This window comes from Flavobacteriales bacterium, assembly GCA_030584065.1.
In the GTDB taxonomy this organism is placed as follows: domain Bacteria; phylum Bacteroidota; class Bacteroidia; order Flavobacteriales_F; family PHOS-HE28; genus PHOS-HE28.
This window is the reverse complement of record CP129489.1, coordinates 737,682-755,328: the sequence shown is the minus strand read 5'-3', so window position 1 is coordinate 755,328 and position 17,647 is coordinate 737,682. Positions and strand designations below refer to the sequence as shown.

At 64.5% G+C, this 17,647-nt stretch carries 12 protein-coding genes; 1 reads left to right on the top strand and 11 read right to left on the bottom strand.

Annotation, left to right across the window (positions count from 1 at the left end; genetic code table 11):
* Positions 1-16: 16 nt before the first annotated feature.
* From QY325_03230 to QY325_03200, 7 genes are all read right to left on the bottom strand, one after another.
* The gene (locus tag QY325_03230; protein WKZ66944.1) at positions 17-976 is read right to left on the bottom strand and encodes an AAA family ATPase; all 960 of its coding nucleotides are present in this window, start codon (positions 974-976) and stop codon (positions 17-19) included.
* A 9-nt stretch (positions 977-985) separates the two neighbouring features.
* Positions 986-2,416 (bottom strand): peptidylprolyl isomerase, encoded by a 1,431-nt coding sequence (locus tag QY325_03225; protein WKZ66943.1) that lies wholly within the window; start codon positions 2,414-2,416, stop codon positions 986-988.
* Positions 2,331-3,125, bottom strand: coding sequence for a hypothetical protein (locus tag QY325_03220; protein ID WKZ66942.1), 795 nt, complete (start codon positions 3,123-3,125; stop codon positions 2,331-2,333). Before QY325_03220 ends, QY325_03225 begins: the two co-directional genes overlap by 86 nt.
* A gap of 53 nt (positions 3,126-3,178) precedes the next feature.
* Complete coding sequence (locus QY325_03215) at positions 3,179-5,365, bottom strand: peptidylprolyl isomerase (GenBank protein WKZ66941.1); 2,187 nt, start codon at positions 5,363-5,365, stop codon at positions 3,179-3,181.
* 88 nt (positions 5,366-5,453) lie between these two features.
* Complete coding sequence (gene guaB, locus QY325_03210) at positions 5,454-6,980, bottom strand: IMP dehydrogenase (protein WKZ66940.1); 1,527 nt, start codon at positions 6,978-6,980, stop codon at positions 5,454-5,456.
* A gap of 33 nt (positions 6,981-7,013) precedes the next feature.
* Positions 7,014-9,086: a gliding motility-associated C-terminal domain-containing protein gene (locus QY325_03205; protein WKZ66939.1), complete on the bottom strand. Its 2,073-nt coding sequence runs from the start codon at positions 9,084-9,086 to the stop codon at positions 7,014-7,016.
* A gap of 52 nt (positions 9,087-9,138) precedes the next feature.
* The gene (locus QY325_03200; protein ID WKZ66938.1) at positions 9,139-10,080 is read right to left on the bottom strand and encodes a nitronate monooxygenase; all 942 of its coding nucleotides are present in this window, start codon (positions 10,078-10,080) and stop codon (positions 9,139-9,141) included.
* Positions 10,081-10,239: 159 nt separating this feature from the next.
* Between QY325_03200 and QY325_03195 the strand changes: the two genes are divergently transcribed.
* Positions 10,240-11,160: a hypothetical protein gene (locus QY325_03195; protein ID WKZ66937.1), complete on the top strand. Its 921-nt coding sequence runs from the start codon at positions 10,240-10,242 to the stop codon at positions 11,158-11,160.
* A gap of 89 nt (positions 11,161-11,249) precedes the next feature.
* On the opposite strand, the gene asnB is transcribed toward QY325_03195, so the two are convergent.
* From asnB to QY325_03175, 4 genes are read right to left on the bottom strand one after another with little or no spacing between them, the layout of a single operon-like run.
* Positions 11,250-13,124, bottom strand: coding sequence for an asparagine synthase (glutamine-hydrolyzing) (asnB, locus tag QY325_03190; protein ID WKZ66936.1), 1,875 nt, complete (start codon positions 13,122-13,124; stop codon positions 11,250-11,252).
* 21 nt (positions 13,125-13,145) lie between these two features.
* The gene (locus QY325_03185) at positions 13,146-14,081 is read right to left on the bottom strand and encodes an NAD-dependent epimerase/dehydratase family protein (GenBank protein WKZ66935.1); all 936 of its coding nucleotides are present in this window, start codon (positions 14,079-14,081) and stop codon (positions 13,146-13,148) included.
* 27 nt (positions 14,082-14,108) lie between these two features.
* Positions 14,109-15,131: a metallophosphoesterase gene (locus tag QY325_03180; GenBank protein ID WKZ66934.1), complete on the bottom strand. Its 1,023-nt coding sequence runs from the start codon at positions 15,129-15,131 to the stop codon at positions 14,109-14,111.
* On the bottom strand, positions 15,128-17,632 hold the full coding sequence (locus QY325_03175; GenBank protein ID WKZ66933.1) for a CotH kinase family protein: 2,505 nt from the start codon (positions 17,630-17,632) through the stop codon (positions 15,128-15,130). Before QY325_03175 ends, QY325_03180 begins: the two co-directional genes overlap by 4 nt.
* Positions 17,633-17,647: the final 15 nt, after the last annotated feature.

The window sequence follows — 17,647 nt, the reverse complement described above, 5'->3', positions numbered from 1 at the left end:
ATGGCCAGCGGGCACGCTACAGGATGGCCTCCACGATGCGGTCCACCGTTACGCCTTCGGCCTCGGCCTTGTAGTTCCGCACGATGCGGTGGCGCAGGATGGGCAGCGCGATGGCCTGCACATCGGCGATATCCGGGGAGAAGCGCCCATGGGCGAGCGCATGGGCCTTGGCGGCGATCACCAGGTATTGCGAAGCCCGGGGGCCCGCGCCCCACGCCACATGGTCGTTGATGATGGCCGGAGCCTGGGGCAGGCCCGGCCGGGTGCGCGTAGCCAGCCGCACCGCGTACTCGAGCACATTGTCCGTCACCGGCACACGGCGCACGAGGCCTTGGAAGTGCACGATCTCCTCTGCGGTGAGTACGGGCTGGATGGCGGGCTGCACGTCGCCCGTCGTTGCCCGGACGACAGCCAGCTCTTCAGCGAACGTCGGGTAGTCGACCCGGATATCGAACATGAAACGGTCCAGCTGCGCCTCGGGCAAGGGGTAAGTCCCCTCCTGCTCAATGGGATTCTGGGTGGCCAGGACGAAGAAGGGTTCCGGCAGGCGGTGCGTCTGGCCGGCTGCGGTGACCGCGCGCTCCTGCATCGCCTCGAGGAGCGCGGCCTGGGTCTTGGGCGGCGTCCGGTTGATCTCGTCAGCGAGGACCAGGTTGGCGAAAAGGGGGCCCTTGATGAATCTGAAATGGCGGTCCTCCCCGAGGATCTCGGACCCAATGATGTCACTGGGCATGAGGTCTGGCGTGAACTGGATGCGGTTGAACGACAGGCCAAGCGCGCGCGCCACGGTGTTCACCAGGAGTGTCTTGGCCAGTCCGGGCACCCCAACCAGCAGGCAATGCCCGCGGCCGAAAATGCCGAGCAGGACATGGTCCACCACCGCGTCCTGGCCGATGATGACCTTGTTCACCTCGCTCTTCAGCAGTCTGTACCGCTCGCCGAAACGTTCTACGGATTGCACGTCACTGGTCGCCATGTACGGTGTTCATTGGCCCTTGGCGGCCTTGTTCCAAGGGTGGGTGAAGGGACATTCGGCATAGGCCGGGTCGATGCGGACGTAGGTGGTGGCGATGTGCTCATTCACCCATCGGTCAACGGCCTCGGAGCGCTTCTTGCCCTCGGCAGCCTGCTGGATGAGCCGATAGTCATCCCGCAGATTGGCACGGTGCGGGTCGGTGCGTGCGATGAGCTGGAGGAGCCGGTAGGCCTTGGTGGCATCGGGCATGACGAGTACCTGCGGCTCGCTCACCTCGCCGGGCTTCAGCCTATCGAGGACGAAGAAGGTCTGCTGGTCGAGCTCCTTCAGGTCCCAGCGCACACCGTTCGAGTTGGGTTCCACCATAATGCCGTTGGTGCTTCGGCTCTCCTCATCATCGCTATGCTCGAGTGCCGCCTGGCCGAATGTGGTGCGGCCGTCCCGGATGGCGGTGCGCAGGCTGTCGAGGAAGTCGCGCTGACGCAGCAGGTCGGACGGGGACACCTGCGGGCGCATGAGCACATGGCGGGCATTGTATTGCTCTCCGCGCCGCTCAATCATCTGCATGAAGTGCCACCCGAACTGTGTCTTGAACACCTGCGACACCTCCCCTTCCTTGAGGCTCATGGCCACCGCATCGAATTCGGGTACCATCACGCCCGGCGGTACGAGGCCCAACTCCCCGCAATCCTTGGCGGAGCCGGGGTCCTCGGAGTAGAGGATGGCCACGGTGCAGAAGTCCTTCTCTCCCTTCGCCACGGCCTCGCGGAACTCCTCCATCTTCCGCCTCACGCGGCGGTCCTCTTCCTCCGTGGGCTTCGGGATCCGCAGGATGAGCGCGTACTCCACCTCCGCGCCGATGAGCGGGACACTGTCCTCTGGGATGCGCTCGTAGAAGCGGCGCACCTCCTTCGGTGTCAAGGTCATATCCGCGGTGATGCGCTGGTGCATCTGCTGAGTGAGCAGCTGATCATGCACCTGCTGCTTGAAGTCCGATTTGATCTCAGCGACGCTCTTGCCATAGAACTCCTCCAGCTTGCGCTCGCCGCCCAATTGCTGGGCGAAATAGCGGATACGGCGATCGAGCTCCGCATTCACCTGGCCCTCGTCCACCTGCACGCTGTCCAGCTTTCCCTGCTCCACCAGCAGCCGCTCGTAGAGCAGGTCCTCCAGTGACTCGCATTCGACGCCCGGGCCTGCCGCACCGGATTGGCGCGCCTGCTCGGCCTTCGTCACCACTTCGGAGAACAGCACGGGCTCCCGGCCGACCACAGCCGCCACCTTGTCGATAAGCAACGGCTTGGGCTGCCCGCATACGTGGAGCGCCGGTAGCAGCAGGGCGAGCGCCCAGGCCTCAATGCGTCTCGATCTCGTTGGCTGCAAGGGCTTCACGGTATAGGTCATCACGCATCCGCTCGATGAGCCGGAGCTTCCGCTCATTCAGCAGTATGGACCGGATCTCCTGCCGCACCAGTTCAATGGGGGCAGGTGAAAGGCGGGGACGAAGTTCGACGATATCGAGGAACCAAGCCGCCGAATCCGAGCGGATCACCGAGCGGCCCGTCCCTGCTGCAGCCTCCAGCGGCACCTCATTGCGCAGCTCGGCAAGGGTGGTCCATGCCGCGCTGCGGTCCTGGATGGTGATGCCGCGGCTGGCCAGTTGCAGCTCCACCTCCCGCATCTGTGCGGGGTCGCCGCTCCGGAATCGCTCCTCCATCCGCTTCAGCGCACGCTTGTCGTCATCGGGGACCTTGAACCACCGCACGCGCAGGATATCGTCCTGCAGGTCGAAGCGCTCGGTGTTCCGCTCGTAGAAGCCCTCCACCTCCTCCGGACCGATGGCCGTGTCCAGACGCTGCCGGACCAGCTCCTCCTCGTAGGCATGCAGCAGCAGTGAGTTCCGGTAGTCGCGCAGCTCGGCCTCGAACTGCTTGCGCGCCTCGGCCAGGTTCAGCTCGGCGTGCCTGAGCTCCACCTGCTGGCGGACCCAATTGGCCACGTAGGCCTGCACCATGGCGCTGCTATCCGCAGGGCTCGCACCCACCGGCACCAGCTGGCGCACGTCGCTCCACCGCAGGTAGCGGTCATAGGCCCGCGCCACCACCGGGTCCTCCTCATCCGAGGCGTCAGCGCAGCCTGCGACAGCCACTGCCAGCAGACCGGCGGCTCCCCACCCGCGCCAAGTCCGGCATACCCGTCCGATCACTTGATGGAGTAGAGGACGGATTTGTCCACCGTAACGGGATACTTGGCGCGGAGCTCCTGGATCCAATCCTTCTCCAGCTGATCCTGGTAGGCCGCAGTGATGAGGCCGCGCGCCTCATCCAAGGCCTTCGGCGCGGGCGCCATCAGCTTCTTCAGGTCCACGAGCATCACCTTGCCGTCGTGGGGGATGTCCTTGCTGAGGCCGGTGGCGGTGAGGCCGGTCAGGTAGGGCTTGTCCTCGGCCGTGAACACGCCCCCGTCGATGCTGAGCGCGAGCGCGTTCGCTTTATTGGCGATATCCATGAGCTCCTTGCCACGCTTGCCTTTGCGAAGCTGCGCGCGCACCAGCTTGGCGGTGGCGGCATCGGTGCAGGCATAGAGGTCGCACTCGTAGCGGGTAGGCCACATGAACCTGTCCGGATGCGCCTTGAGGAAGGCGTCAAGGCCTGCGCTGTCCTTCACGGCCTTGCCCCACACCTTCTGGTCGGTGAGTTCGAAGAGCAGGATGCCGTCGCGGTATTCCTTCATGAGCATCCGGAACTCCGGGTACTTCGTCTCGAGGTTGGCATCCTCGTAGGCCAGGATCCGCTCCTCCGCGTAGTCATTGAGGCGCGCATCGACGTAAGCCGGGATGGCCACCACGCGCTCGCGACGCTGGCGGCTCTCGATCTGGTCCAGCAGGTCCTTCTGCGTCACCGTGCCGCCTGCGAAGGAAAAGACCGGCTTGGTGAGCTTGGCGGCTTTCTTGCGGTCGTAGGCCCACCCTTCCATGACCTCGCGCACCACAACGGTATCGTCCATGGTCTGGGTCATCTCCTCATAGGGCCTGCTGCGCACGGCAAGCATGCGCCCGCCACTGATGGCCCCGGCCAATTCGCGGCGGTAGCGGATGGCCTTGGCGCCCTTGCCCTTCACGAACGGGCCCTCCACGAACTGCTTGCGCAGGATGGTGTCGGTGACCGCGGTCCCTTTCTTGAACACGGTGGTATCCACCATCGCGTAAACGGCTTTGAGGTTCTGCGGATAGCTGACGAATGCATATTCCTTCCGCAGGCGCTCGAGGAAGGCCTTGCGCGTGATCTCGGCGCGGCTGTCGCGCGCGATCTTGGTCTTCAGTTCCGCCTTGGCCGTTTCGAACGACGCGGGGGGGATGACCTCGATGCTCTTGATGATGTGCCAGCCGAAGCGCGACTTGATGGGTGCGCTGATCTGACCGGGTGACTTCAGCGCGAAGGCGGCGTCCTCGAACTCCTCGATCATCTTGCCGGTGCCGAACTGGGGCAGCTCCCCGCCTTTCGTGTTGGTGCTCTCGTCCTCGCTGAATTTCAGCGCTGCATCGGCGAAGGTGAGGGTGCCGGCCTCAATCTGCTTGTGGATCTCGTGGATCCGCTCATCGGCCTGCCGCTGCTTCTCAGGGCTGTCCTGCTCCGTGCTGCGGAGCATGATGTGCGCCACCTTCACCTGTCCGCGCGCAGGGCGCTTGCCGGCCACCTTCAGGATGTGGTAGCCGAACCGGGTGCGCACCGGCTTGCTCACTTCGCCGACCGGGGTGCTGTAAGCTGCATTCTCGAAGGGATAGACCATCTGCAGCGCGCTGAACCAGCCGAGGTCCCCCCCATTCTTCTGGGCGCTGGGGTCCTCGCTGCCGCCCACGCCCTTCGCCACCGTGGCGAAGTCCTCCCCGCGCACCACGCGGTCGCGCAGGGCGCTGATCCTCCGCCAAGCGGCCATGGTATCCTCGGGCGTGGCCTCGGGCGCCACCTGCACCAGAATGTGGCTCGCCCGGACCTCCTGCTGGCTTCGGTCATAGGCCTCGCGGATGAGCGCATCGTTCAGCTCGCGGTCGATGAGGTAGGGCCTGGAGAGCTGCTTGCGATAGCCGTCGAGCTCTGACCGGAACTTGCCGATGGTATCCATGCCGAGCTTCTCGGCTTCGCGCACCTTGAGCTTGTAGTTGATGAAGAGCTCGAGGTAGTCGTCCAGCGCTTCCTTTGAAACGGAGGCTTCCTTGTTGTTCTTCTTGTAGATGGCTTCGAATTCCGCGCGGGTCACGGGCTGGCCGTCAACGGTCATCAGCACCGGGTCCGATTCGCCGTTCTGGGCGAATGCAGGCAGCAGGCATAGGCCGCAAAGCGCGGTGGCGAGGAACTTCTTCGGCATCATTCGGCTGAGGGTAAGGTCCATGAAAGGGTGCCAAATGTAACCGTTGCGGCTTGGCGCCGGCGGCACCCGCCAGACGTTAAAAAAACCAAGCTGAACCGCGCCGGCGGCCCTAGAGGTGGCTGTAATTCGGTGCCTCCCGGGTGATGTAGACATCATGCGGATGGCTCTCCTTCACCCCGGCGGAGGTGATGCGGATGAAGCGGGCCAGCTTCAAGGCGTCCATGTCAGCCGCGCCGCAGTAGCCCATGCCCGCACGCAGGCCACCGACGAGCTGATGCACCACTTCGGCGAGGCGCCCCTTGTAGGGCACACGGCCGCTTATGCCCTCGGGAACCAGCTTCTTGATGTCGTCCTCCATGTCCTGGAAGTAGCGGTCCTTGCTGCCCTGCTGCATGGCCTCGATGCTGCCCATGCCGCGGTAGGCCTTGAAGCGGCGCCCCTCGTAGATGATGGTTTCTCCCGGACTCTCCTCTACGCCGGCGAACATGCTGCCGATCATCACGGTGCCGGCGCCGGCCGCCAGGGCCTTCACCACGTCACCGGTGTAGCGGATGCCTCCGTCGGCAATCACCGGAACACCCGTGCCTGCTATGGCCTGGGCACAGTCAAGCACGGCCGTGAGCTGCGGCACTCCCACCCCGGCGATGACGCGCGTGGTGCAAATGCTGCCTGGCCCGATGCCCACCTTGACGGCATCGGCACCCGCCTCCACCAAGGCCTTCGCTGCTTCGGCTGTGGCGATGTTCCCGGCCACCACGTCCACCCCGGGAAAGGCCTCCTTCACCTGCTTCACCATGGTCATCACGCCCTTGGTATGGCCATGCGCGGTATCAATGACCAGGGCGTCGACGCCGGCCTCCACCAGGGCCTTGGCCCTGACCATGCTGTCGGCTGCGATCCCGATGGCCGCGGCCACGCGCAGGCGCCCCAGCTTGTCCTTGCAGGCATTGGGGCGCTGCTTGAGCTTGATGATGTCCTTGTAGGTGATCAGCCCCACGAGCGTTCCATCCGTGGAAACGACCGGAAGCTTCTCGATCTTGTGCTCCTGCAGGATTTCCTCGGCCTGGGCCATCGTGGTCTCCGGCTTGGCGGTGATGATCCGGTCCTTGGTCATCACCTCGGCCACAGGGCGCGACATGCGCTTCTCGAAGCGGAGGTCGCGATTGGTGACGATGCCCACCAGCTTGTTGGCCGCATCCACCACCGGGATCCCCCCGATGCGGTTCTCCGCCATGAGCCGCAAGGCATCGCCGACCAAAGCGTGCTCCTCCAGCTTCACGGGGTCCAGGATCATCCCGCTCTCGCTTCGCTTCACCCGGCGCACCTCCGCAGCCTGCTCGGTGACGCCCTGGTTCTTGTGGATGACCCCGATGCCCCCCTGCTGGGCGATGGCGATGGCGAGCTCGGCCCCCGTCACGGTATCCATGGCGGCCGAGACGATAGGGACGTTGAGGCGGATGTTGCGCGAGAAATGCGAGCGGACATCCACTTCGCGAGGGAGTACCTCGCTGTAGGCGGGAACGAGCAGCACGTCGTCGTACGTGAGCCCTTCACCGGTGAACTTGTCGTGATTGATCGTGCCGTTGGCGGTGGCCTTCACGGCGGCGCGCTGCTGCGCGGCAGTGGATCGTTCCATGCACAAAAGTAGGCATGGGGGCGCTTCGGTGGATCAATCCGCCCGCAGGAGGGTGACAGTGCCGTGCTTCTCCACCAGCTTTCCCGCACCGTTCCGAACGCTGCAATAGTAGCCGTAGACCCCGATGGGCATGACCTGGCTCCCCACGATGCCATCCCAGGCCTGACCGGGATCCTCGGTCTCCCAGACCACCTGCCCCCAGCGGTTGATGATGAGCAAGCGGTACTCAGCGATATCCACGAATCCGATCACCGGCTTGAACACCGGGTTATAGGCGCTTCCGATGATGAAGGCATTGGGGATGTAGACCAGCTCCTCCTGGAATGCGCAGGCCTCGTTGCTCATGGAGGTGGCATTGACCCCGGAAGGGTTGCCCGCCTCGATGGCCTCCACCCGGTAGCAGAAGTCGCCCGTCAGGCCCACGAACGCATTCACATCGTCGGCATAGGTCCATGGGTCGGGCGGCAAGACGGCAATGAGCTCGAAGGTCCCGCGGTCGATGCTACGGTGGATGCCATAGCCCGCCACCGCTCCCGCCCAGGCCTGGTAGCCGTTCCAATCCAGCCGGTTGATGCCATCGAGCCCCGGAACGGCCCGCAGCAGGATGTTGCCCCCCAGATTGCTCGTCACCGAGGGGCGCCCGCAGCTATCCTGAACCAGCATCCGGTAGCGGTATCCATTCTGGGAAGGCGCAACATCCTCGTCAACGTAGGTAATTACCGGGCCTGCGCTACCCGGGAAGGTGGCTTGCATCTCGAAGGCCCCTCCGTTCACCGACCGCTCAAGGCGATAAGCGCTGACCTGCGCGGTGACATCCACGCTATCGACGATGAGAATGGTCGACGGGCTCGTGACCGTTACCGTCCGGAGGTAATTCCCGCCGGGCAACGGCGGGTAGTCCGTGAACCGGCATGCCTCGTTGCTGAGCGAGAAAGCCTGCCCCGGCGCCTGAATGGCCTTGACGATGTAGCAGTACTGATGCCCGGGCTGAACGTCGTGCTCGTAGCTGTTCGCCGCAGCAGGCAGATTCGCCAACAGGACCCATGCCCCGCCATCGTATTGCGCCAGGATCTGGTGCGATTGGGGGCTCCAGCCGACATAGGGCGACCAGGTGATGCGCATGCGGGCTCCGCACCGGTCGTAGGTGGTTTCGGCCAGCATCGTGGCATGCGGCGGACCGGTGGCGCTGGTATTGGGGCTGGGGGGCGTACCGGTCTCGCAGGTATCGAAGGCCGCGATGGTGAAGGACTCCGACGATCCGAAAGGCCAGCTATCCGGCCAGGCATAGGAGGTGTTGAACTGGCCAAAGACCGTGTCGATGATGACACCGCCTCCCGGTCCGTTGTACACGATGATGTAACCATCCGTATCCGGCTCGGGGCTCGCCGTCCAACTCACCGTTGAGAGTCCGGTGATGCTATCCACAGAAGCGGCCACAATGACAGGTACCGATGGAGGGGTCACATCCTGGAACACCTCCCCGTCGCGGTTGCTGAAGGAGACGCAGCCGGAGAGGTCGGACAGCCCTACCCTGAAGGTGAGTGAATCCTCGCAGATGGATACCGGCCATTGATACGAGAAGGTGGTTACGGGAACAGAGGCCACCTGGCTCCAAACTCCTACTGGATATTCAAGCCAAATGGAATAAACATTTGATGATGAACTGGATATGGCAGGAGCATTCCAGGAAAGATTCGCATTGCCCAAGGGCGTGCTCTGGAACACCTGAAGGAACAAGGTGGCCACCGTGTCGCTGGCCAGGGAGGTCTCTGGAGGCGGCCCGCCGGAGAGGGTCGTCATGAAGTAGAACTGGGGGCCGGCGTTGGCGCCTGCACCCGCATGGAAGAAGGTGGTTTGCCCATACACAGCCACGGTCGAAATGACAGAAAACGGGCCCAGCGGGTTGTTGGCCGACCAAATCTCGTACGCCTGGAAGTCCCCATTCGGATCGACGGGCGGCGTCCAGGTCAGGGTGACATTACCGGCTACGTTCACCGAGGCGCAGCGCAGTGCGGGCGGGTCGAGCGGCTGGGCCATGCCCACCAGCACCGATGCCGCTGAAAGCCAACCCCAAGCCAAAGGGCGCAGGAACGAAGCCATTGCCATGCATAGACGCTTACCGGAGGGTGGATGTTGCCGATGGCGCATGCGCAAGCACTCAGGCCTTGGGGAGGCCCTGCCGGGCCGATTCGTATTCCTGCATGAACTCTTGCACGATCCGTGCGGCAGGCATCACATTGGAGATGCGCCCGCTGACCTGCCCAATTTCCAGCTCTCCTTCCACCAAGTCGCCTTCGAACATGCCCCGCTTCGCCCTCCCCCGGCCCAGCAGGCTCCGCAGCTCCTCCACGCTCGCGCCTTTGGAGTATGCTTGCTGCACCTGATCGAAGAATCCGTTCCGCAGCAACCGTACAGGGGTCAACTCCTTCAACGTCAGAAGCGTATCCCCTTCGCCAGCATCGGTGATGCGCTGCTTGAATGCAGGGTGGGCGGAACTCTCGTCGGAACACACGAAGCGGCTCCCTACCTGCACGGCATCGGCCCCCAAGGCCATTGCGGCCAGCATGCTCCGGCCATCGGAAATGCCGCCTGCTGCGATGACCGGGATGCGGACGGCATCCCTGACCATGGGCACGAGCACGAGCGTCGTCGTCTCCTCGCGTCCATTATGTCCTCCGGCCTCGAAGCCTTCCGCCACCACGGCGTCAACCCCAGCGGTCTCTGCCTTTCTGGCGAACCTTACGCTGCTCACCACATGCACCACCTTCACGCCACGCTCCTTCAACCAGCCGGTCCATGCGGCGGGGTTTCCCGCCGAGGTGAACACGATGGGCACCTTTTCTTCAGCGATGGTGGCCATATGCTGCTCGATGTCCGGATAGAGCATCGGCAGGTTCACGGCGAACGGCCTGTCCGTGGCGGCCCTGCACTTCCGCACATGATCGCGGAGCACCTCCGGATACATGCTGCCGGCCCCGATGATGCCCAATCCACCGGCATTGCTCACAGCGGAGGCCAAACGCCAGCCGGAGCACCAAATCATGCCAGCCTGCACAATGGGGTACTGGATTCCGAACAACTCGGTGGCCGCGGTTCTCATGCCGGATATCGAGGGGCCAAAGCTATCGGCTTCGGGGCTGGCATTCTGCGACAGGGATCGTTGATAACCGGGCTCAGCCGGGTCCGTACCAAGGCGGGGGAACTTTGTTATGTTTGCCCGTCAACCGAACGCCTCCTCATCACGCGCATGCGCCTCACCATGATTCGACCGTTTGCCATTGCCACCCTTCTTGCGGGCGTGGCGGTAACGGCTGATGCCCAATACGCTTGGGATGTCGGCTTCCATCTGGGCGGGGCCAACTATCTCGGCGAGATGGGCGGCAAGGATCAGCCCCGCCGGGACTTCATCTGGGACATGAAGCTGAGCCAGACCCGTTGGGCCGTCGGCGGCTTCGCCCGCAGGAAGATCAATCGCTTGATTTCAGTGAATACCGGCCTCCTGTATCTGCGGCTGCAAGGCGCCGATGCATTGACGGAGAGCTATCGTCCCCGACGCGGCCGGAACCTCAACTTCCGCAACGACCTCTTGGAGTGGTACATCCGCCCCGAGTTCACCATCTACCAGGACAATGACCTTGGCGGACGCGGACGATATCGCACGGACTTCCGCCTCTTCGGCTATGTCGGCGCAGCGCTCTACTACCACAATCCCAAAGGGCAGATCAACCGGGAAGGCGACTTCTATGCGCTGCAGCCCCTGACCACGGAACTGGTGGATTACTCGCGGTTCGGGGTGAGCATTCCTGCGGGAATCGGGTTCCACTTCACCAAACGCCGCCGCCATCGCTTCGGCTGGGATATGGGCTGGAGGACGACCTTCACCGACTATCTGGACGATGTGAGCACGACCTACGCTGATCCGGCGCTGCTCCCCAATCAGGACGCCATCAATCTGGCGAACCAGACTTCGTTTGCCTACGCGCTGGACCCCACGCTCCCCCATCCGAACAACTATGCGCCTGGGGCCATCAGGGGCGATCCCACCCACAACGACAGCTACCTGACGATGACCTTCACGTATAGCTACGTGCTCCGTGGGCAATCGAACTTCTACCGTCAGCGCTACAGCTGGATCCGGGGCACGAAACGGGTCGGCCGTAAGTCACGCGCCAAGTTCTGATCGCATCGCTTGCATGAAAGAGCGGGGGCTATGCCCCCGCTCTTTCATTCCGGCCGCCTGCGTTGGAATCCGGCGGTGCGAGGCGATTCCTATTCCACCCCGTTCCTCGACATCCAATCCTCCAGCACCACCTGTGACCAGACCCGGGCCCAGTTGACGCGCTTGTCCCCTGCAAGGAAGCGGTCCCAGAGCGATACGATGGCGCCCGGCCGGAATTGCGGCCGACGGTCGAGCCGGTGCAGGCGTTCTTCGCAGAAGGGCCTCAGCTCGTTCCGCATCCAGAGCTCCCAGGGCAGGGTGAAGCCCATCTTGGGGCGGTGGACGATCTCGCTGGGGAGCAGGTCGCCCAAGGCATCAACCAGGAGCTTCTTGGGCGTGACCGGATACTTGAGGCGGTCGCTCACGCCGAGCACGAATTCCACAAGGTCATGGTCAAGGAAGGGCACACGCACCTCCAGGGCATGCGCCATGCTCATCTGGTCCGTATCGCGCAGCAGGACATCCTGCAGGTAGGTGCCCAGTTCGCCCAAAGACACCTGGCTGAGGAGCGGCAGGTCATGCCCGGCATCGGTGCGGATGAGCCGGTGCAGGGTGGCGGCCACGCGGCTGGGGGGCAATGCCTGCCGGGCCAGGAGTCCTCGGAGGTCACGGTCGGTGAAGACCAGTCGCGAGACGGGGAAGGTCTCATCCACCGTGAAAGCATCCCGCCGCAGGAGCTCGCCGAGCTTATCCGAGGCGATTGATGGCCGTGCCGTGGCCATCAGAGCCGCCGCCGCCACGCGTAAGGGCTTCGGGAACTGCGTGATCCAGCGCTTGTTCCAGAGCTCGATGGTACGGGGAAAGACGGGGTAGCCCGCGAACACCTCATCGCCACCCAGCCCGCTGAGCGCCATGGTGACCCCCGCCCCTTTGGTGACCTTCGACACCACGTAGGTATTGGGGCCATCGGCACTGGGGTGATCCATTGCGGCCAAGGCATCGGGCAGCATGCGCAGCATGTCCTCCGGCTTCAGGCGGATGGCCGTGTGGCGCGTGCGGAAGCGATCGGCCACCATCCGCGCGTAGCGCTCCTCGGAGAACTCGGACTCGTCGAAGACCACGGAGAACGTGTGCACCGGGGCAGTGCTTGCCTGGGCCATGAGCCCGACGATGGCGCTACTGTCGATGCCGCCGGAAAGGAAGGCCCCGAACGGCACGTCGCTCACCAGCCGCTTCTCCACCGCGCCGGCAAGGCGCGCCCGGATCGTCCGATGCACCTCGGGCAGCGGCATGGCCTCAGCATCGCGGTGCACGGCCCGGACCAGGTCGTACCAGCGAACGGTGGTCACCTCCTGGTCGCCGATCCGCATCCAATGTCCGGCTTCCAGCATGCGAACGCCCTGGATGAGCGTTTCCGGAGCGCGAACGGTCTGGTAGCGCAGGTGATCCACGAGCGCATCGGAATCGAGGCGGCGCGGAACGAGGCCGGATGCCAGCAATGCGCGCACCTCGCTGGCGAAGAGCACGCGCTGGTCATCCCGGTACCAATAGAGGGGCTTGATTCCCATCCGGTCGCGCGCCAGGAAGAGCTCATCCGTCATGCGGTCGTGCACGGCGAAGGCGAACATCCCGTGCAGGCGGTTCAGGCAGCCCTCTCCCCAACGCGCGAAAGCGACGAGCAGCACCTCCGTATCGGAGCCGGTGCGCCACGGATGGCCGTCCAGCTCGCGCTTGAGCTCGCGGTAGTTGTAGATCTCGCCGTTGAAGGCGATGGTGTAGCGGCCATCGGCGCTGGTGAAGGGCTGGTTGCTGGCGGCGGAGAGGTCGATGATGCTGAGCCGCCGATGGCCCAGCACATTGTTGCCCAGCCGTGCCACGCCCTCGGCGTCCGGCCCGCGATGGGCCATGGCGCCGCACATGCGGCGCATCACGGACTCCGCATCGGCGAGGCCTTCGAGCCCGTGTATGCCAGCTATGCCGCACATGGCTGCTCGGCGGGGCCCACGCTAGCGGGCCACCGGGGTTAGCGCCAAGATGCGCTCCAAGCCTGTGCGGAGCGGCAGGAGATCGCGGCCCAGGAGCTTGCGCATGCGCGTGATGTCGGGCATGCGGCGCGTCATATCGCCTTCCTCCAAAGGCGGGAGGTGGATGATCCGCGACGGGCTCCCGGTGAGCTCCACGATCAGCCGCGCCAGGGCCTTGATGGTGATCTCCGCGTCGCTGCCGATGTTCACCACATCGTTGAGCACCTCGTTGCGGGTGTAGGCGGCCAGGCAGGCGTCGATGTTGTCATCGATGTAGCAGAAGGTGCGGGTCTGCTGGCCATCGCCGTAGATGGTGATGTCATCGCCGGCCAGCGCCATCCGGATGAACTTGCTCACCACGAAGTCACGGCTCTGCTTGGGGCCATAGGTGTTGAAGAAGCGGAACACGGTGTAATCCAGCCCGTATTCCTTGTGGTAGCTCCGCAGGAAGGCCTCGCCGATGTTCTTCACGATGGCATAGGGCAGCTTGCTGTTGAGCGGCGTGGTGCGCTCGTTCTGCGGAATCTCCACCGGCTCGCCGTAAACCTCGCTGCTGCTGCTGTAGATCACCCGCTTCACGCCGGTATTCTTCGATAGGTCGAGGATGTTGCGCAGGCCGTCGATGTCCTGCAGCACCATCACCGGGTTCTCGATGGTCCGCTTCACGCCCACCACGGCAGCGTAGTGGAAGACGTGCTCGAACCGGTTGGCGAAGAACACGGCGCTGATGTCCTCGTAACGGTTCACGTCGCACTTGATGAAATGCAGGTTGTGCGGCAGCTCGGCGGGGAGCTTGCGGCGGTCGCCGGTGAGGAGGTTGTCCACCACCGTGACTTCGTTCTTGGGGTCGGAGGCGAGCTTGATGGCCAGGTCGCTGGCGATGAAGCCGGCGCCGCCGGTGACGAGGATGCGTGCCATGCGGATCGGAGGCCGTGAAGGTAACCGCTACCAGCGGGCGAGCATCCTGCGAACGAGGAATCCGAGCAGCAGCGCCGCCGCCGCGCCCCACCAGAACGCCGGGCTGAGCAGGGTCTTGCGGATGAGGTAGGGCATCAGCCGCCAATTGAATGGCGCGCCTTTGCCGCGCTGGGCGCGCCACCACGCCGCGTCATAGGCCTCAGGAGCCAGCAGCTGCTGGCCGGTGAGCGAGAGCGCGCTCCACCTCACCGTATCGGGGAGGACATCGGCGATCAGCAGCGCATCGCGGGGCAGATCGCGGATGGCGCACTGGATGAACGTGATGTTGGGCGCGTGCCGCTGGAAGAAGATGCTGCTCGGTGCATCGCCCCCCAGGCTGCCGCTGATCCAGTACACTTCAGCCTGCTGCGCCATGCGTTGCAGGACGGGATACACCTCCTTCCTGAAATTGTTGCCTGTGAGCGAGCGCGTATTGTCCTTGAACAGGTCGCGGTACTGCTCGTCGTCCTCCGCCCAGATGGGCCGGTGGGAGATGATGAAGAGGCGCTGAGGCCGTTCGGGATCCTCCCCCTCGAGCACCGCCGCCATGTGGCGCACCGCCTCCGGGCTGAGTGAGCCATCGTTGGCTTCCGTATTGAGGATGAAGATGAGGTCGCGCCCGATCCCGATCCGTCCGAGCTCCACGGCTTCGTCGCCCACCGCGCCGTTCAGGTCATGATTGCCTGGGGCATTGAACAGCGGGATGCGCAGCTTGGAGAAGAGCGCTCGGGCATAGCGGGGCCGGTCCTTCCCGCCATCCATGAAAAGGTCGCCGGTACTCAGGAAGAGGTGCGCACCGAGGCCGTTGATCGTGTCCAGACTGGCGAGCAAGGTGCTTGCCGGATAGCCGCTTCGATTGGTGCTCTCCCCGTGGAAGTGCCCACCGATGAGGAGGCGGTAATGGCCGGTGGAGTCGGCCGGCACCACCACCTGCCCGTTGAACGATGAACGCTGGGCCCAGGCCCCGAATGCGACCAGGACACCGAATGCCGTTGCCGCGAGATGAGTCATTCCTGCTCGGCCCCGGCCGGTTCTGTGGGTTGCTGCTCCCCGGCCTGCGGCAGCACAGCACCATCCACCGCCACTTCATTCCCCGAGCCAGGGTCCATCCGCTGTCCAGCATCGATCCGCACCGCCTCGATCCTCACGCGCGATGGGCCTGCGATGCGCTGCCGGTCCTTGACCAGCAGCACGATGGCCTTGGCCTTCACCTCCCCTCCCTTGAGGGATAGTTGAGCGCCTTCCCGCACCTCCGCGCCATTGGCGCCGCCTCGCAGCGCTGCGCCCTCGAAGGCGGCAATGGCATGAACGCCCATCTTGAGCGCCGCGCCTTGGCCACCCTCCAAGGCTCCTCCGGACCACTCCAGACGGCCTCCTCGCAGCACCACGCCGTCATCCGCAGGGGCAAGCACCGCCGATCCGCTCGCCTTCACCTCGCTGGCCACCGCCATTAGGCCGTCCCTGCCGCCTTCAATCTCCACGGCTTCCAGTTCCAATCGCGACCGGACAGCGGTCAGAACCGGGCCTTCCGTCGTGCTGCGCAGCGCGCATGCATCCAGCTTCACCATCGTTTCCTGCACCACCAACTGGCCGGCCCCTTGGATGTCGACCTCTCTCAGCAGTGAGCGTCCGGCTGCGCCAACCAGCTGCACTGCGCCATCGTTGACCAACTCGATGCGCGCCTCGGCATCACCCTCCCACCGGACCGGGGAGCGGGAGGTGAAGCGCACCCCCTTCTGGATCGTCAGGGTGAGCGGGGCTCGCGCGTGCAAGGTGTACCCCGGCGGTATCTCCACATCGCGGCTCACCACCGCAGCACCCGGCCTGATGAGGATCGACCGGGACTCCTCATCGATCTCCAGCCAAGGCAGGCTGCGCACATCGATCGGATCGAGCGCTAGGCGCACCGCTTCCTCTGCGGGCATAAGGCCATGGGCGAACACATCCACGTGGCGCTGCACCGAGGAGCCGAGCACGGAGCACGTGATCCTGAGGCCCTCGCGCTCCACCTTGCCCGGATTGGGGAAGCGAATGACCATGGGCGCCCCCACCTTGCCGGGCTTCCGCACCGGGACCACGGCAGCCTGGACCGGCGGAATGGCCTTCCCGTCGGGCAGCAGCAGCGCATGCACCTCCATGGGCAGCCCCTCGATGGGAACGACGGTGATGCGGACGGTATCCGGACCGCTGTCGTCCAGGTAGGCATGGAAGGGCTTGGGGGGATCGAGCAGCTTGCGGATGATCCGTTGATTCCGGTAGTACACCTGGCGGTCGAGCTCCTTGTAGGGGAATTCGCGGTACAGCGTGGCGCTGGCGCTATCGAGCGCCGGCTTCAGGGCCGCGAAGGCGCTGTCCAACCAGCTGGTGCGCGACACCCGCTCCAGATGCCGCACGTAGGCGCGGAAGAGGCCCTCATCATTGAACCACTGGGTATGGAGGTCCATGGACGACTCCGTGGCACCCACCCATTTATTGCTCCCGGCCAGCGTGCGGATGGGGTGCGCACTGAAGCTTTCGTAGGCGATGGGCTCCACGCGGCGCAGGATGGGGTCGTAGTAGAACTTCACATCGCTCCAGTCCATGCTGTGGTGGCCACCGACGAGGTCGAGGACGGCGTGGTGCCTGGCCAACCGGTCCACGTCAAAGACCTGCGATGCGGTGAGCCGGCCACGGCGGAAGGCGTCCATCAGCCCCACGGCTTCCTCGAATCGCTCCCTGGCCTGTTTGTCCTTGGCGATATCGCTGCTCCCGAACGCATCCACGGCGCCCGCCTGATAGGCCGCGAACGGCTCATCGTAGCTCAGCCCGTTCATCTGATTGAGGCGGTGCTCCCAGAACAGGGCGGGGTCGAACCGGAAGATGGGGCCCTCCGCCCTTCCATTCCGCTGCAGCAGTTCGGGGCCGAAGTGCTCCTCGAAGGCGTAGATCCCCAGGTCCTCCCCATTGAACTCCACGCGGATGAAGCCGTAGCGCAGCGCCGCCACACCCTCGGCGGCCATCAGGCGATGGTAGAGCCAGTCGCAGAGGTAGTTGCGCGTGCCGGGGTGTTGCAGCGAGAAGCGCTTCATGCCCATGAAGCCGCCATCCTTCCTGGCCACCACGCGGAAGCTCCATTTGCTGCCCTGTACATGGTCGGTGAGCTTGCCCTTGATGCGCAACTTGGCCTTGAAGGACTCCCCATCGCTGCCGATCGTGGCCGGCACATAGCTGTTGCCCTCGGGCAGGATGACGCCCCGCTCGCGGGCCTCATCCACCACGCGCTGGAGCTCCTGCATGTCGTGGTCGTCCACGGTAATCGAAAGGCGGACGGGCTCCACCGCGAAGCTGGCGGGGTAGTTCCGCATCCATTGGCGCACGAATACACGCAGCCCCGGATGATCCCGCTCCTTCAGCAGGCGGTCGCCCAGCCAAGCGCCCGCACCCGCAAGGACCAGGAGCAGGCCTGCGATGTAGAGCCAGCGCCTTCGTCTGCCACGCCCCTGCGGGACGCCCCTCCTCTTGCGGTCTTCCATTCCGGCGACCAATGT

What these genes read in the sequence shown, in the direction of transcription:
- QY325_03195 (WKZ66937.1), top strand. Translation starts at nt 10,240, where the DNA reads ATGATTCGACCGTTTGCCATTGCCACCCTTCTTGCGGGCGTGGCGGTA.
- QY325_03225 (WKZ66943.1), bottom strand. Translation starts at nt 2,416, where the DNA reads ATGAGCGGAAGCTCCGGCTCATCGAGCGGATGCGTGATGACCTATACC.
- QY325_03175 (WKZ66933.1), bottom strand. Translation starts at nt 17,632, where the DNA reads ATGGAAGACCGCAAGAGGAGGGGCGTCCCGCAGGGGCGTGGCAGACGA.
- QY325_03180 (WKZ66934.1), bottom strand. Translation starts at nt 15,131, where the DNA reads ATGACTCATCTCGCGGCAACGGCATTCGGTGTCCTGGTCGCATTCGGG.
- asnB (WKZ66936.1), bottom strand. Translation starts at nt 13,124, where the DNA reads ATGTGCGGCATAGCTGGCATACACGGGCTCGAAGGCCTCGCCGATGCG.
- QY325_03205 (WKZ66939.1), bottom strand. Translation starts at nt 9,086, where the DNA reads ATGGCAATGGCTTCGTTCCTGCGCCCTTTGGCTTGGGGTTGGCTTTCA.
- QY325_03185 (WKZ66935.1), bottom strand. Translation starts at nt 14,081, where the DNA reads ATGGCACGCATCCTCGTCACCGGCGGCGCCGGCTTCATCGCCAGCGAC.
- guaB (WKZ66940.1), bottom strand. Translation starts at nt 6,980, where the DNA reads ATGGAACGATCCACTGCCGCGCAGCAGCGCGCCGCCGTGAAGGCCACC.
- QY325_03200 (WKZ66938.1), bottom strand. Translation starts at nt 10,080, where the DNA reads ATGAGAACCGCGGCCACCGAGTTGTTCGGAATCCAGTACCCCATTGTG.
- QY325_03215 (WKZ66941.1), bottom strand. Translation starts at nt 5,365, where the DNA reads ATGGACCTTACCCTCAGCCGAATGATGCCGAAGAAGTTCCTCGCCACC.
- QY325_03230 (WKZ66944.1), bottom strand. Translation starts at nt 976, where the DNA reads ATGGCGACCAGTGACGTGCAATCCGTAGAACGTTTCGGCGAGCGGTAC.